Source organism: Spirosoma agri (assembly GCF_010747415.1).
Taxonomy (GTDB): Bacteria; Bacteroidota; Bacteroidia; order Cytophagales; family Spirosomataceae; genus Spirosoma; species Spirosoma agri.
On the sequence record NZ_JAAGNZ010000007.1, the window covers coordinates 20,688 to 36,642 of the forward strand.

The following is a 15,955-nucleotide window of genomic DNA, read 5'->3' on the forward strand; positions in this document are numbered from 1 at the left end:
TTCGTTCTGCTGGATACGTTCAAACCCACTTATTAACTTAATCCGTAGACGAAGCCTGAATCCTAGCAAAACCCTGTATGCAGCATGAACTCCGGCGCTCCAAGACAACTTACTCGTTTATTGATCCCACTGGGAAAAAGGATAGTTCAGCAGATTGGCGTTGTAATACTTTTCGTCAGACGTTACTTCTTGATCGATCCAGTCGGGAAATGCTACCGTTTGCTGTTCATCCGCAAGTTCGACTTCTGCAACAACCAGGCCCTGGTTTTCTTCCTGAAATTCATCGACCTCCCAAACCAGCCCTTCGTAGAATACTCGGTAGCGAACCTTCCTGATAATCGGTGATTGGCAAAGATGATCAAGCATTGACTGAGCATCGGCGTAAGGAATGGGATACTCATATTCAGTCCGGTTCGCACCGACCGTTCTGCCTTTGATGGTTAGATACGCGCGGTCTTCTACCGTACGAACCCGCACGGTCCGGTCCGGGTGAGTGCTCAGATAGCCTTGCTGGTACAGTTGGCCCTCGCTCTGTTTTTTCCACTCCTCTCCCTTAACCAAAAACTTTCGTTCGATTTCGATTCCCATGATACGTGCGTCAAGTAATTTGAAGGTGGTAGTCTAGTCTACGATTTCCTGACGAGCTTCCGCCTGCCATATTTTCCAGTGCAGCCGAAACCGTCTTACAAATTCACCAGCCTTTTCGGCCAGTAACCGGTTTGCCAGGGGGTGGATTTGCGTCTGCAACTGAGTTCGTTCTTGTTGCAGTGCTTGCAGTAGTGTTTTTTTCGATTGTTCGTTACGCAGCACAAGCCGATCGGATTCTATCAACTGGGCTAACACGCCAAAATCATGGTCATCGCCTAACAGTTCACCCAGGCGACCCAGCTCATGCGCATAGGCTTTAAACAGACCGGGCCAGATCGGTTGCAACAACCGGGTATGATACCATAACGTTTTCACTTCTTTGCGTAACTCATGAAAATGGTCAATACTGGGTTCGTGGATGGCTTCTTTCAACGCCTGGCGCGCCCGCCGGTAAGTACGTTTCAGATTAGGTGCCATCAGTCGAAAGCCTGTATGGTGCCTGGAAAGACCCCTTACCCGCTGGGATGCCTGCTTAAAGGCACTGGACACCCGGTCAATCTGAGTAGCATCGTTATAAAACGCGTTGGCGGCTTGCTCCTGCTGCCCGATCAGGGCTTTTCGAAGGCTACCGAATAACTGAGCCGATAGACAAGTCGGTTGAGCCTGACGAAGCTTATCCAGGGTTTTAATCATGACAGTCGCATCCCGTAAGGAAGACAGCTGCTTGCCAATCGCTCGGTAGTGCTTGTTCGCCCGTTTGAAGTCTTTTTCGTTCAGCTCACTACGAACCAATCGAAAAAGGGCTCTTATTTTTTTTATTCGTTTTCGGATACTGTGAATTGTTTCTGGGGCTACCTGGCCCGGCTTATCCAAGGCATCAAGAGCCGCCTTTACTTCTTCGGTTAGAATTCGATTGATATTCGCGGCAATGGATTCCTGCCGTTCAAAGACATACCCCATGGTCAATCCGTTTTAGTAAGCTTTTGACGGATAACCCGACAAATGGCCACTTGGATTTAACTTTTCAGATTCGACCACGTGCTGCTTAAACCCTTCCTGCCCTTTACAAGACAAGAGGCTTCCCGATTTAGCTACCTTATGCTAAAAATGATGAGCTAGGTAATTGGCAAATAAAACGTTCGCGCTACTTTACTAGCCCCAATGCAAGTTGGGTTATTTATATTGACGTAAAGCCGTGTCTAGCTTGGATACGGCTTTTTTGTTCCACCCCGGCTGGGCTATTCCTGAACCCAGTAACCTATACGTGCGCAATACCTGGACGGACGTGGAACAGATCGTCCGGATTCTATCGTAAAAGTCTACTGCAACCAACAACGCATCTGATGCATGGCTGGAGAGCTACGAAACAAGCGTGTATGGCTCGGTATACAGAAGCAATGAGATTGGTTAAGCAGTAACAGCACCATTAGTCTGACCATGAATAGCTCCCCTAGTAAACGTTGAGCACGAGTTCCCTCAGTCGTAATCTAGATAGGTCGCAAAACGCTTGTCAATACGCCGTTGCCCAATCTGCGCCTGTTCGAGTTGCCGGAGGTAGAGCGTTATCTGTAATTCAAGACGGACACAGCAAGACTCCCAATGGGGCGTGTGGGGGAGATCTCGAATACGACTATTCGTGTCGTCGATGGCTAGTTCAAGCCAATCGATTCGGGTCTGGTATGTAGCGTGCAATAGCCGGGAAAAACCAGTGAGCAGCCGGTTATGAGCCGATTTTAGACTAATCGGCTTATTCAGAAGAGCTTGCCAGTCGTGCTCCAGATTCTTAATATGCGTTCCAACTGGCTCACCGTCGAAAGCCTCGACGGGCAATGGCGTGCGCTGACCATTATCGATCAGATCAACACTGATCAACACATCCCCGGTTGCGGTAATCGTACCAAGTACATCAAAAGCAGCTTCCAGTTCAGGAACGTGACAGAAAAAGGGTCGAAAATTACCCTCCCTGTCCATGGTGACAGACAATAAGAACATACCCGTAGAAAATTAAACAAGTTGTAGCGTATACGCCTAACGGTTCAGCTATGTTTAGTAAGCAGTAGCAGATCGTGAGCCAAAGGAGCCTCCACAGTACTCACTGCTAACGAACTTAAAACCCATAGTGGGTTGGCGGCAACGTAGCCGTCTCCCACCAGTACGTGCGCAGATCCCGGAAAAGAGTTAGCCAGTCCGTAAACTCAATGGGCTTAACCACATAAGCCGAAGCACCCAGTTGATAAGCCTGACCAATATCAGCCCGGTCGGTCGAGACAGTTAGCACCACAACCGGAATTTTACCGATTGCCGTTGAGGTCGCTTTGATCTGTTTAAGCAACTCCCACCCATCGGAACTCGCCGGCAAGTAGAGATCCATCAAAATCAGTTTGGGGTATTCCCATTCTTGATAGTGCCAGCTCTCGATTAGCGCTACTGTCTGCGTCAGGTTGGCTGTCCGCTGAGCGGTTACTCCACTCATACAGTGACTCATTGCCTGTTGGATGAGTAGCCATTGATCGTCGTTATCCTCGATGACGAGTACTTTAGCGTTCCTGAGATTAGCTTTACTGGGGGTAAGTGTATTTGGCATGAGTACGGGGAGGATTAGTAGGCTTATCCCTCTCGCGAAGAGCCAGGCTGAAGGGATGAAGGCGTACTACCAACACGATCGGAATGTGAATCCTTGGATGTAGTGCGGGAGGCCAGGCTAAGACGTGCAGAAGGCAGTCACGAGGTGTCCAATCCGCGCGCTTATCGGCTAAGGCAACGGCAGGGCAGAGATCGTACATAGTAAAGGTAAGCTACTTCAGTTGAAAACAAACCCAAATAGCTGTTTTTATCGACGCGTAGTCAACCCAGATAAGCAACGGCTATACATGGATAGGTTGATCCATGTAGCCCAATGGCAGCACCAATCCAGCTGATAAACGTCAACGAGCCTGACCGAATAGAAGGAATCTGTTGAATGACTCATAGTTATAAGGCACCTACATTGACAACTTGCGTCCAGGAGTAGACTAGTGATCTACCAAAGAAAATAATAGCGGGTTTGGTTGGGCCAAGCTCCAGTTTGGCCCAACCTGTCTGCTGGTCAAATTTACGCTCCGAATTAAATGGATAAAGCATTAGCGGCATCTTCCCGTGTTTGCTTTGCTTTCATCAGAGAATAGAAGGATTCATTGACCGGGCCATCCTCATGGCGGACTGATCAATTATAAACGTAGCTAATCAGCAGTCCTAATGCCTTTACTGACAATCTGTTATTCTCGTTATTGGGCCAGCTTCAGTTGAGCACCGGTCAGGAACGAAACCCGCCCACCAGTCTGATAGACGATCTTGGTTGCCAAAGCCGTAACCCCAGCGCCAACCGTGACGACATGGCCAACCTGTACCTGGTCGGTTGCGGTTGGTACCCGGTTGCAGGACCAGGTATCCGGGCTGGTCCAGTTGCCGTTCCGAACGGTTGTCATCACGGTACAGGGTGGCGATGAAGATTGAATCCATAGCCCATAATCCTCCATCTGGCCAGCGCCATATTGTGCACTGCCTGTAAGGGCGCATGGCGTTCCGGCTGAGCTGGGACTATCGGCCATCACCCGAATCCGTAGCAGCGTGTTGACCGTTGCCGTTTGCGGAATAGCTACCACCGCCGTCGCGCTGTTTGCCGAACTGGTTAGTACCTGTTCGCCCGCGTCGGTGAATACGCCATTCCCGTTGTAATCAATCCAGACCCGTAGCTGGTGGCTGTTGGTAAAGATTCCTTTCACCGAAACGGTATAGCTACTGCCTGCCGTAACGGTGGTCTGCGTCACGCACGATAGATCGAGGTAGTTGTACCCATCACTACTGGATGTGGACGATTGATTGTCGATCGTGTTAAATCGGAAGTTTTCCGTACCATAATAAATACTCTGTCCACCCGATACCGCCACGGAACAGGAAGCGACCGGGCTGGGTCCGGGACAGCCTGCACCCGCCGGGTCAATAGCGACAACCGTGTATGAGTAGGGGGGCTGGGTAACCCCGTTTAGGACGACACCCGATACCGTTACCCGAAACGATTTGTCAGCAGATCCATTCCAGGCCAGATCGGTAGCCGCATTGTCCAGATTCCAGACAAGCGTGTTGTCGCCAGCACCATTGGAAACCGGATGGGTCGTCAGGGCAAGCGGTGTTCCCGTCTGATCTTGTACCGTTACCGAAGCCGACGAGAACGTTGCGCCCGGAATGCTGAACGACCAGCGAGGGGGAATCAGGGTCCGGGGTACAAAACCGGCGGGGGGGAAGGCAACATACGCGGGCAGCGAAACGGGCGTGACGAAGAGATTAAACACCCACAGGGCGTCGCTGAACCCAAAGCCGTTAGAATTAGTCCGGGCGCTACCGTGACCAAAACTGGCTGCACGCGAGTAGAGAATCCAGCGTCTGTGGCCAGCGATCTCATTGCCATTGCCGTTGTCGTCCATGAATTGTTTGACAGCCTGGCTGGAATGACTGCCTAGTGCCAAGTTGGAGTTGGCCGCTCCATTATAGCCCTGGGGTGTGTAACAGAGCCAGGTAGAAGGCGGAGCATGACTCAGATTATTGTTGGCAGCCATGATCAGGGCAGCCGCCTGCGTATCGGTATTGCGGCTGGGGTCGAACGTCATGTTGTCGGGTAAGCCCACCAGTCGACGGTAGTAGTTGATCCGCTGAAGGGTACGATCCTGAGCTAGTTGGGAGATCATGCCCGGCACGCATCCGGAAAGATTCCCGGTCCAGTTGAGCTGGTTATCGCTCACGGCAGAACCAATATAATTCTGGTAATAGTCAGCGATCACGGCCGTGCGGCTCCAGGGATCGGTGACTGCGTTGACTACTACATCGCCGGGGTTTGCCAGTGAATCGGTTATGGGATGGGTATATCGAGGTGCTTCGTTGAGCGTGTCAACGGGAGCCTGCTGAGCTGTGGCTTGTCGTGACACAAACAAGCTGACGAACAGACACCAGCGAACAAAGCGAAGAAATTTCTGCATAGGTTGAGTTAAGTGGCTGACCTGTGCATTGAAACTTATTTCTAGGTGTACTCGCATTAACGTGCGTTTTGAAGCTGAGGGAGCTGGTTAAACCGTCTTATCGGAGCTGGGAGGCATTCGTCTTACTACGACGAACTTACCCATATGCTCATGCCTACCTGACGACCAACGTACAAGAAAAAAACAGTTGGTCCAAGTAGGATTGCTGCTGTACTCTATTTAGTTTTTTTCCGGCTGACCAACGTTATGCAGTCAACCGGAAAAAACTCACTATTGATCACAAGCCGTTTAATCGGCAGCAATAGGAAATACATGCGATTGGAACAATCCCGTAAGCTGATTGTAACGTGTAAATTTATACGCATGGTTTTAGGGTTGACCAGTGTTAGTCTTGTTTACGTGCCAATTAACCACCGGTCAGGACCAATAGGATGGAGAGCCCAAATTGTAGAAGAAGCAGGTGATCTTGCCGTTAAGAAACAACCCGCTGAGGATGTGTAGTGGATTGTTTGATTACCATTTCCCGCATAAGGCTTGTCCGCTACGTTCTGTGTTAACCCGTAGGAAAGAGACCATTCATGTATGGTTTTCGGGGCAGATTTAAGGAGAAAACACCAAGTTGACCACGAGTAACGACGTGCATTAAGTGAAGTACTCCGGGAAATGACATCGAATCAGTATGACAAGAAACTGATCTTAACTAGCGGGACTACCGAGCAAGCAACCCCGATAGGATCAATCTACCATAGCGGGGTTAGATTCTGAGTGAGTCGGAGAGATCGAAAAACCTGTTACTCAACGTTGTTTGTCACAACAGTGCCAGTGGCTGGTAGTCTGCGGTCAAGATCACTCAATTTTTAGTTACTGCTTTTTTGAGTGTAGGGAATGGTTCTGTCTACCCGCAAGAGAAGCAGCAAATGAATCTTCCTAAAGAGCTTTTGGTTGCCTTCCTTTTGGCCGATACGCTTCTACCACGTATCCTGCTTCGGACCGCTCTTTTACGCTTGGACGGATTTAACTTAAGATCTTTAGCTTACTGATCCTACCCGTCAAAGTCATAAAGGAGCAAAAATGCGCTACCTAGGTATCCTGTCCATTAGTCATTATACGTAGTATGCCAATACCCAATTTTACGTATAATGACTAATAGACAGAATACCAGCCACTGGAAGTTGGTGAAAACTTATTCTATTATTAATGCAATCAACAAGAATTGCCTAGTGGCCCAACAAAATGGATAATTTATTCATCACTTTCAGCCCTGATTTTTATGCGTGAATAGGTTTATAAAAATGCTTTTCTTTTTCACGAATAGCGGTCGAGCATAGTATACGTAGTTTATCCCGACTTCGCTTTAAGCGCATCTTCACTGAACTTTCCGATAAATCATATTGCTCACTAATATGTTTTATTGTCAGTCCCTGCTCATATTTAAGTTGTAACATAGCAACGTCTATATCCTGCAGTTCATTCATAAAAAAGTGTAATACCTGCTTTTGTCTATTACTGATTTCAGACGAATCTGGCTCACTAGTTTCTTTCAACGTGACCGTTGATAATGATTCAGTGCGCTTGCTGGAACGGATATGATCTAGACAGTAATTATAGGTAACCGCATATAACCAAGTTGAAAATGTTGACCGGTTTTGAAAAGTCTCTATTTTGTTGAGTACTTTAATAAAAATGTCCTGGGTTAAGTCCTTGGCTATTTCCGTATCATCCGTCATTGATAAGCACTTTCTATAAACCTTATAAAAATACTTAGCATAAAGGACGTCAAAGCTGTCGATAGCTTCATTTGCCGAATAATCACTGTTTTGTGGTTCGGATAGTAGAGAAAAACCATTCATAATACACTAAAAATTTTAACAATGAACATTCAATTGATTAGTTATTACGAAAAGTTAGATAAAGCAGTTATCGAGTTAGCGGGTTATGATACTAAAACCTAGTTTGAGAGAAAAAATTTTATTCACAACAAGGTAGCATAAACACAAGAACCAGAGAACTCGAGTTTTTTTATTATAGATAGTTGATGAAGCTGATTGGTCAAAAAAAATAGACAATACTAATAAACTGATAATTAGTTTGTTATATGCAAGTATTCACAATTAATTCCTCGTTTTATTATTTCATACCTTTACTTATTTCAGACAAGGTTATAGCTTTTTGCTGTCATTATTATCAAAAATGATCAATTCAACAAGGGCTTATTGGTTTTTCTAATTCCATCCAGCGTAAGAAATCAGATGCTTTTGCTTTGCTAATTATAACAGGCTCTTGGATGGGAGGATCTAAATTTACTCCCAGCTTGCGAGCTTGCAGCAGTTCTATGTGCACAATGCTTTTTCGGTTAATTAGGAAACGACGGTTTGCTCGATAAAATTCTGTCGAATCGAGTTCTTGCTCTATTTTATCCAGTGTACGATTCAAAAGATATTTCATGTCTTTTGCCTGAACATAAATTAAATCTCGTTGTCGATATATATAACATATTTTACTACTCTGTAATAATTTAATTTTATTACCTTGATAAATAGGTAAAGATTTCGTTGATGCGTTTTTCAGGTTTTCCTCAAGATGATATTGATTATACAGCGAATTTATTCGAAAAAACTTTTGGAAGCTTTCATTCAGCTTTTCAGCTTTAACAGGTTTAATGATATAATCTATCACATTACTGGCGAAACTATCCAAAGCATATTCGGCATAAGCGGTACAGTAAATAACAGGAATATCTAAATTGAGTCGTTCAAAAACTTCGAAGCTCAACCCATCAATCAAAAGAATATCAGCCAACACGAGATCTGGTATTTCATTATGGGTCAACCAGTGAATAGCAGCTTCAACAGAAGACAGACTCGTCATGACTTCAAGAGAGACAGGTAGCGAGTTTAAAATTTGATTTAACTCATCAACTATCTTCGTTTCATCTTCCAAGATTAGGATCGTCATGATCGAAAAGAATAAGTTGATACTGTTTCGGTAACAAGGAGTAAAATGCAGGCACGTTAATTACATTTGCGTCGAGTAGTTGTCCAACTATTATTTTTTAGTTCCTTTTTCTTGCATTTAGACAATAAATAAGTAGCTCAAAATTAACAATTAGATAACATAAAATCAGTATGATTGCTTACTTTTAATTGCACGAAGCGGGCAAATCTTTCTATCAAGCGGGCAGCGAAAAAAAACAGTAATAAAAGAAATAAAATGTTATAGTTTCCTATAAATGATATTAGTAATGTAGTAAGATTGAAATATTGATGTTTGTAAATAAAGTTTTATAGAAAATATCCACAAATAAAAAGTAGTTACAATAATGTTATACGTTTATGAGTGAAGATTAATTTAACTTGATAATTCTTTGTTCCGGTGTCTTATATACGATCAACAACCTTTTCAGTTTGCCGCATCCTGACGTTGTAAAGGCGATAGTAACGATACTGCTGGCAACGAACTGTTTTAATAGTGGCTCTGTGATGTTATAAGTAGCATAATAACCAGTCAAAGCCTGCTAAATTGCGGGAGCAAATTTTCCACTAAGTTACCTTTATGATATAGCCAACTTACTCTAGCGGTAACATCTGTTTTTATTTGAATTAGTATAATGCTAGACTGAGTATAATTCCTTGTATTAGTAGTCGTATTTTTACTGAAATGAATAGATTTGACTCTTTAAATTAATGAAACTGACGGCTCTACTCCTTTCTGTTTTTTCCCTGTTTGTTTTTGCGCTTATGTTTTTAGTCGAGTCTTTGACAACTCCACTTGGGACGCAGTGTAGGATAAAGACGGGATTGGCTGCTTTGTTCTACGGCACGTTTGCTATATTGATTCTGTACGGCTTACTATTTCTGACTGACTTTTAGACGTTTACTTTCTGGGACAAACCTCCACTTTCTGAGTGGTGTTAGCATTCATCCGGGCGTAGTTATCGGATTGTACAACACTGTAAACTCACACCGTCCAACGCTGAAGCGGCAAATAACTACTTGACTAGAATCTAGTAACCCTGATCAAAGTTACTTTCTGCTGAAAGCCTACCATAATCATCGTTCGTCTTTAAATCAACAATTGTCATAAACGATCATTTACGACGTGTTGACTATTTATCAGTTAAGTCGTATTTTTGATACTGATAATTACTACCAATGAAAGCACTGGCTTGTACCGCTCAAGGAAGTACCAGTATCAATCAAGCCGCTACGACACTAACTGTTGGTCAGGCCGTCCACTATTTTTCGGCTAGTCTGGCTAAGCCCGGCAACTATCCAAGGATCGTTAAAGCATACCTCATTTACTGCCTCATGCATGGGTATGCGTTCGATAAATTTAGCTTGAGTCTTTACGCAGGAGGGTGCCCTTCCAATCGCGTCTCACCGATCCGTAAGTTTATTTTCTGGTACCAACTACAGGGGCAACCGATCATCATTGCTGATCCACCTAATCAATCGAAGCGCATTCCCGCAGCGGATGGTTTACTGCTGGGATTTATGGCTGATCCCGAACTTAATCTTGCACCAAGTTCCCGTAAGACCTATCTAAGGGTTCTCAATGGTTTCTTCGAATTTCTCTCTATGCAGCGTTCAGCTGGAGAGCAAGCCAGCTTTAGTGCTCAAACCATCACTACCTATTTGACTGCAAAACGCCTGTCTGCGTTTACTTATAATCTATATCTATCCTGTTTGAAACAACTGGCTGAATGGGTCATCAAAACGCAGGAACAACACAAGCTAACGGCCAATCAACTGAAGGATTTGCAAACCATCACCCGGCTCAAAGGCAACCGTGTCGGACGGGATTACCACAAGGATAGTTTAACCGGAACAGAACGCGACCATTTTCTGGCTACTATCGACAATCCTCATGATCGTTTGATGATGGCACTGATGGCCTGGGGCGGCTTGCGTACTATCGAAATCGTTAGACTTCAGTTCAATGACATTGATCTGAAGCGTAAACGAATCTGGGTATTAGGGAAGGGGATGAGTACGAAACGTGCTATTCAGGTACCGATGGTCTGCCTCCCACTTATTGAGGCTTACTTTCGTTTGTTTCCAGCAAGTAAACAAACGTCAGCAGAGCCGTTATTTGATCAATTGTCAACACGTTCCATTCGGTATCGGGTACAGAAATACCTGCTTCTCAGCGGGCTACAGCGGGCTCGGCTATCTGCCCATAGCTTGCGTCATACGGCGGCTCAGCGTTTGCTGGATGAAGGTGTTGACCCCGTTCATGTTCAACGGCATTTGCGACATAAAAACTTCGAAACGACGTTGATCTATGTACGTAAAAAAACCGATGAAGATTACTTCGAAAGCATCCGTTAGTTGGTCAACTTTATAATCCGTTCCCCGGCTGTAAGCGTAATTTTATTACTTTACCTGTTGGTATACTTGTCGCATTAACGCAGACAACGAAGAATGTCGGGCAAATTTCCCATTGGGAGAGCCATTAGCCAGTTGAATCTCAGCCCAATAAATCGATATTACATATGGAAGTAAAGCAATACCTAATTATTGATGATACTCAATCAGACGCCTTATACTTAAAAAATTTAGTAGATAAGTTTCCTGATTTTAACCTTATTGGCGTAACACCGACACTTGACGCGGCCCTTCTGCTTATTGATTCTCAACCCGTTGACCTGATCTTTCTCGATATTAACCTCAACGGTCAACTCGGATTAACATTACTCAAAACAGGCATAGCCCTGCCGCCCGTCATCATAACCAGTGCTTACCCGGAGTACGCTTTGGAAAGTTACGAAATAGGTAAGGCGGCCGATTATTTGCTGAAGCCTTACACACTTGAGCGATTACACATCGCCCTATCCCGAGCGTTTCAATGGCAGAATCAACCAAGCAACGGTGAAGATAATTCTGTTTTTTTGAAGATGGGCCGCAGAGCTCAGCGATTTACGTTTCAATCGATCGATTACGTAGAGGCATTCGGAATTTATTCCAAAGTATACGCCAATAATCAGATGTATCTGGTCAACGAACGACTCGCTGCCATGGAGGATCTGCTGCCTACTCATTTATTCAGACGTATTCATAAATCATACCTCATCAACATCGGTAAACTAACGAGTTATAACAGGCATAACATCTGGTTAAGTCAGACGAAAATTCCAATTGGCCGCTCATTTCGGCCGGGCCTGGAAACCCTGTTGTCACTGTTCGACACATCCGAAGAAAAGGCGGATTAATTGCGTCTGCACCGCGCCTATACCACCCGTACACGCACGGTCCATCAGGCCAAGTAGTACGCTCAGTTACACTGCATCAGCTTCAATTATTGTCACGTTGTGCCACACGCTACGATTTATCTATATACTATGTTGCTCTCTGCCTGGCTGGTCGCAAGTGTACCAGGCGCGGCACGTGGACAATCCACAACGTTGACTGAGCTGAGGAAAAGCTTGCAGAAACCCCAGTCCGATTTCACCCGGGCCATGCTCTTGATTGAACTTGGGCGGACTTATACACAACTCAATCTAGATTCCAGCTGGTATTTTCTTCGTCAAGCGATCGATGTAAGCAAGCGGCTTCCCAATAAACGAATTCTGATCAGGGCTTACACGAGTCTGGCCACCACGTATGTAGTGACTGGAGAGCATGCGAAGGGGTTGGCTATTCTGCGACAAGCCGAGAAAGTAGGCCGCTTGTATCCATTTGATAGTATTCAACTTGACCTCCAAACCAGGCTGACTCAAGTTTACAGGATTCAGGGCAATTATGAGCAAGCTCTTACATTAGGGTTAAAACTTGAAAAGCAGGTAGACCGCTATCCTCAGCTGCAAAGCGCATCACTATTAACCTTGTACACCGAACTGGCCCTTACCTATGAGCATCAAAATAATGACTCACTGGCATTACCTTATTACCTGAAAGCAAATGACTATGCGCTGAAACACAAGAAGAAAAAGTCATTGATTGGGACTTTAGGCAACCTGGGAGAGTATTACGTGACCCGGAAAGACTTCGCTAAAGCGGAGCAGTACATCAATGAATCGTTACGCATCAGCCGAGAATTCAACTTCAATCACAGCACGGCAGAATCGCTGCGAAACTTAGGCGAAATCAAACAGAACCAGCGTCACTACACGGCCGCTGTCGGGTACTACGAACAAGCTTTATCGATTCAGAAACAAATTGGAGCCAAGGAATTCATCGGTAACATCTACATAGAGCTGGCTCAGAGTTATATAGCGCTGAAAGAACGACCGAAAGCACTTGCCTACGTTGAGCAGTCCATCGATCTCTTCCGTCAGATACAGTCTGCTCACTACCTGCACAAAGCGTTACGGTTAAAATCGAGCCTGCTGGAGCAGCAGGGATCCTTTAAAGAAGCCCTGCGTTCAACCCGGCAAGCCCAGGTACTAAGCGACAGTTTGACGGGCCTGGATAAGCAAAAGGCCATCGCCCAGATCCAGGCCAGTTTCGATCTGGAACGCAAGCAAAACCAGATAGTTAACCTTAAAAAAGACCTGACCTTACAGCAACAGGCCAGCAATACGATTCAACTGGAACTCAAGCTGGCACAGCACCAGCGAACGTTTTTGATTGTTGTTTCTCTCTTGCTCCTGCTGATCATCCTTATTACGTACATCAACTACAATAAACTGAAACAAGCACAGCAGTTGTTGCGTCAGCAAAAAGATGAAATCGTACGGCAGACCGATCAGTTGGTTGAGCTTCATAAAACGAAAGACCAATTATTCTCGATCATCAGTCATGATCTCCGTAGTCCCCTGATTCGGTTAAAACAGGATATTCATCAGCTTTTGATCAATGTTCATTCAGAAAATAGGCAGATGGTCTCTTCCCTGACCGGAATCGAGCAAAAAACAGACAACGTACTTGCCCTGCTGATGACGCTGCTCGACTGGGCCTTTGTGCAGTTCAAAGGGTTTCAGACTACGCTACAGGTCCTTAATCTGGCGGATCTGGTAACGCCGGTGTTTGGTCATTTCGCGGATCGTCTCAATCAGAAACAGATTACAGTCATCAATCAGATTGAGGCTGATACAATAGTCTTCGCTGATAAGCAGCAACTAGGAATCGTGCTGAGGAATTTGGTAGACAACGCGATCAAATTCACGCCCGTACAGGGTTACATTCGCCTGCTGACGATTGAACATGCCGATAGTATAGAGCTTCAGATTCGGGACACGGGTATAGGGATGTCGCCGGAACTGGTCGGTCAGCTCTTTAGCCAGCCTGAGGTGCGTCAGGGTACCCAGGAGGAGGAAGGAACAGGCCTGGGTATTCTGATCAGTCAGGAGTTATTGAGCAAGCAAAAGGGGACGTTAGCCGTAGATAGTAAGCCCAACAAGGGAACCACGGTGAAAGTTACGCTAGCCAGGCCACATCCTGCCGATTACGCCCAAAACCATCGGTAACGCCAACGACTGAGTCGTTCATGTCAAAAAATAGGTCGTTTATGTAGTCGACTCCCTGAGTGGTTTACTTATCAATAGTTTTATTGACTAATCAATGAATAACTGCCTAATATGAACGCTAGCCATTCAATCGACCCCATTAAAGACTTAACGGCTAACAGTGCCAATAAGAACACCTCAACGTTTTGCGCATCGCACATTCATCTAGTCGCGACCAGTTCCAACAAGCCGACAGAATTCGATTGCCTGATCGCGCAATACAAAGCAAAAGTGTTCGAACAGATCGCTTATCTGTACAAGCCATAATGACCAGACAGCGAACGTACACGTTTTCCTGAACGGCTTGTGTCGCTCATGGGCAAGCTAAGGTCAACAAGTCTGCATCTGCAATTCACGACAACATAGCCAACCAATTGCCAACGTTCATCCTGCTGCTGGCTGACGTGTTTTTTCGCATTGGCTTTCTCACTCTGTTACCAAAATACTCAGTGAAGTAAGGCGGCATCGGCATCCTGTTTAACGTCTATCTGAGTGGTTATTGTCCTTCGGCCTACCAGTAATACCAGCAGGGCAACCGATGCCGAACCCGCCATGCCCATCACCATCGGAAGGGCAGAAGGTTCTTCGAACATACTCACGAAGACCGAAATCAACGTGCCCATGCCCATTTGCAGAGCGCCCATCAACGCCGAAGCGCTACCGGCATTCTTGGCAAAGGGGGCCAGTGATAACGCAGCCGCATTGGGATTGGTAAAGCCAATGCAACACAGGAAGATGAACAGAAAAATAAGGGTAATCGAAAGTGTTAGCCAGCCATTCAGCGCCACGGCCAGAAAAGTCAACGCAATAATTACCTGCCCGATCAACGCAACGTAGACAATCTGCTCGCTTTTGTGGCGTCTCAGGAGCAGTGTATTTACCTGACTTGATCCGATAAAACCAACGGAAAGAACGGCAAATATCCAGCCATACACTTTTTCATTGGTATGAAACACGTCCATAAATACAATCGGTGAGCCCGAAACGTAGGCAAAAAGTCCGGAAAAGGCGATGGCACTGGTGAAGGCATAGGTGTAAAATTGGGGCTCACGCAGCACCTGCCAGAAGTTAAGCAGAATCGGTTTTGGCTTCAGCGAAATCGACTCATCGGGTTCATAACTAGCAGGTAACCAGAAGAAAACAGCGGTAAAGATCGCAATGCCCATCCCCGTGAGAATGACAAATACGGCTTGCCATCCCAGTGCAGCGGTGACATAGCCACCAACCGTTGGAGCGATCATCGGCGAAGCGCCCACCACGAGCAGTAGCAGCGAGAACACCTTGGCATTGTCTTTCACCGGAAACAGATCACGCACCATAGCCACCGAGGCTACCGCTGCCGCGCAACTACCGATGGCCTGTATGACACGCATGGCGATCAGCCCTTCGATACTCGTCGTAAAAGCGCAGCCTGCTGAGGCAAGGATGTACACGATCAGGCCAATGTATAACGGGTTTTTTCTGCCAAACCGGTCGAGCAAGGGTCCGTACAGGAGCTGGCCCACAGAAATGCCAATGAAAAAACCGGACAGGGATAGCGAGACTTTGGCCGGGGTTGTATGCAGATCTTTGGCAATGGCGGGAAAACCCGGCAGATACATATCAATGGAAAACGGCCCCAATGCGGTTAAACTACCTAAAATCAGGATAAGAAAAAAATACGTCTTTTTGGACATTGGACAGGATGGGGTAAAAACCAATCTGGCTAGCCAGATACAGAAGCAGGCTGATTATACCCTGTTCAACCTTACCGGAGTCACACAAGTTCAGGTTCAATACCGTTGGAAATGGCTATTGATTCATTTAGAGGGTTTTATGATAAACCGGCATATGACAACAAATTGGCCCAAATTTGGGTCAATTTGTCAGTTGGGTGAAGCAATCTTGGGCCGTTAATCCGCTAAAATTGCCG

12 protein-coding genes are annotated in these 15,955 nt (G+C 45.8%); 4 read left to right on the top strand and 8 right to left on the bottom strand.

Going from position 1 to position 15,955, the window contains the following annotated elements; all coding sequences use genetic code 11:
• Positions 1-117: 117 nt before the first annotated feature.
• The 7 genes from GK091_RS27555 to GK091_RS27585 all read right to left on the bottom strand — a co-directional run bounded on the left by GK091_RS27555 (position 118) and on the right by GK091_RS27585 (position 8,552).
• Positions 118-588 carry a CYTH domain-containing protein gene (locus tag GK091_RS27555; RefSeq protein WP_164043966.1) on the bottom strand — a complete coding sequence of 157 codons (471 nt, stop codon included), beginning with the start codon at positions 586-588 and terminating at the stop codon, positions 118-120.
• A 33-nt stretch (positions 589-621) separates the two neighbouring features.
• Positions 622-1,548, bottom strand: coding sequence for a CHAD domain-containing protein (locus tag GK091_RS27560; RefSeq protein ID WP_164043967.1), 927 nt, complete (start codon positions 1,546-1,548; stop codon positions 622-624).
• A 516-nt stretch (positions 1,549-2,064) separates the two neighbouring features.
• Complete coding sequence (locus GK091_RS27565) at positions 2,065-2,580, bottom strand: hypothetical protein (RefSeq protein WP_164043968.1); 516 nt, start codon at positions 2,578-2,580, stop codon at positions 2,065-2,067.
• A gap of 115 nt (positions 2,581-2,695) precedes the next feature.
• Positions 2,696-3,172, bottom strand: coding sequence for a response regulator (locus GK091_RS27570; protein ID WP_164043969.1), 477 nt, complete (start codon positions 3,170-3,172; stop codon positions 2,696-2,698).
• A gap of 679 nt (positions 3,173-3,851) precedes the next feature.
• Positions 3,852-5,597: a CAP domain-containing protein gene (locus tag GK091_RS27575; protein ID WP_164043970.1), complete on the bottom strand. Its 1,746-nt coding sequence runs from the start codon at positions 5,595-5,597 to the stop codon at positions 3,852-3,854.
• Positions 5,598-6,865: 1,268 nt separating this feature from the next.
• On the bottom strand, positions 6,866-7,447 hold the full coding sequence (locus GK091_RS27580; RefSeq protein WP_164043971.1) for an RNA polymerase sigma factor: 582 nt from the start codon (positions 7,445-7,447) through the stop codon (positions 6,866-6,868).
• Positions 7,448-7,796: 349 nt separating this feature from the next.
• Positions 7,797-8,552: a LytR/AlgR family response regulator transcription factor gene (locus GK091_RS27585; protein ID WP_164043972.1), complete on the bottom strand. Its 756-nt coding sequence runs from the start codon at positions 8,550-8,552 to the stop codon at positions 7,797-7,799.
• A gap of 1,352 nt (positions 8,553-9,904) precedes the next feature.
• On the opposite strand from GK091_RS27585, the gene GK091_RS27590 reads away from it, so the two are divergent.
• From GK091_RS27590 to GK091_RS27605, 4 genes are all read left to right on the top strand, one after another.
• Positions 9,905-10,927 (top strand): site-specific integrase, encoded by a 1,023-nt coding sequence (locus GK091_RS27590; protein ID WP_164043973.1) that lies wholly within the window; start codon positions 9,905-9,907, stop codon positions 10,925-10,927.
• 164 nt (positions 10,928-11,091) lie between these two features.
• Positions 11,092-11,808: a LytR/AlgR family response regulator transcription factor gene (locus GK091_RS27595; RefSeq protein ID WP_164043974.1), complete on the top strand. Its 717-nt coding sequence runs from the start codon at positions 11,092-11,094 to the stop codon at positions 11,806-11,808.
• Between the two features lie 213 nt (positions 11,809-12,021).
• Complete coding sequence (locus GK091_RS27600; protein WP_164043975.1) at positions 12,022-14,004, top strand: tetratricopeptide repeat-containing sensor histidine kinase; 1,983 nt, start codon at positions 12,022-12,024, stop codon at positions 14,002-14,004.
• Between the two features lie 111 nt (positions 14,005-14,115).
• Positions 14,116-14,310, top strand: coding sequence for a hypothetical protein (locus GK091_RS27605; RefSeq protein ID WP_164043976.1), 195 nt, complete (start codon positions 14,116-14,118; stop codon positions 14,308-14,310).
• A 179-nt stretch (positions 14,311-14,489) separates the two neighbouring features.
• Here the strand turns inward: GK091_RS27605 and GK091_RS27610 are convergent, their stop codons facing one another.
• Positions 14,490-15,719 carry a multidrug effflux MFS transporter gene (locus GK091_RS27610; RefSeq protein WP_164043977.1) on the bottom strand — a complete coding sequence of 410 codons (1,230 nt, stop codon included), beginning with the start codon at positions 15,717-15,719 and terminating at the stop codon, positions 14,490-14,492.
• Between the last annotated feature and the right edge of the window lie 236 nt (positions 15,720-15,955).

Bases quoted from the DNA above. Each gene is read 5' to 3' on its own strand.
- GK091_RS27555 (WP_164043966.1), bottom strand. From the start codon at position 588: ATGGGAATCGAAATCGAACGAAAGTTTTTGGTTAAGGGAGAGGAGTGG.
- GK091_RS27560 (WP_164043967.1), bottom strand. From the start codon at position 1,548: ATGGGGTATGTCTTTGAACGGCAGGAATCCATTGCCGCGAATATCAAT.
- GK091_RS27565 (WP_164043968.1), bottom strand. From the start codon at position 2,580: ATGTTCTTATTGTCTGTCACCATGGACAGGGAGGGTAATTTTCGACCC.
- GK091_RS27570 (WP_164043969.1), bottom strand. From the start codon at position 3,172: ATGCCAAATACACTTACCCCCAGTAAAGCTAATCTCAGGAACGCTAAA.
- GK091_RS27575 (WP_164043970.1), bottom strand. From the start codon at position 5,597: ATGCAGAAATTTCTTCGCTTTGTTCGCTGGTGTCTGTTCGTCAGCTTG.
- GK091_RS27580 (WP_164043971.1), bottom strand. From the start codon at position 7,447: ATGAATGGTTTTTCTCTACTATCCGAACCACAAAACAGTGATTATTCG.
- GK091_RS27585 (WP_164043972.1), bottom strand. From the start codon at position 8,552: ATGACGATCCTAATCTTGGAAGATGAAACGAAGATAGTTGATGAGTTA.
- GK091_RS27590 (WP_164043973.1), top strand. From the start codon at position 9,905: ATGCATGGGTATGCGTTCGATAAATTTAGCTTGAGTCTTTACGCAGGA.
- GK091_RS27595 (WP_164043974.1), top strand. From the start codon at position 11,092: ATGGAAGTAAAGCAATACCTAATTATTGATGATACTCAATCAGACGCC.
- GK091_RS27605 (WP_164043976.1), top strand. From the start codon at position 14,116: ATGAACGCTAGCCATTCAATCGACCCCATTAAAGACTTAACGGCTAAC.
- GK091_RS27610 (WP_164043977.1), bottom strand. From the start codon at position 15,719: ATGTCCAAAAAGACGTATTTTTTTCTTATCCTGATTTTAGGTAGTTTA.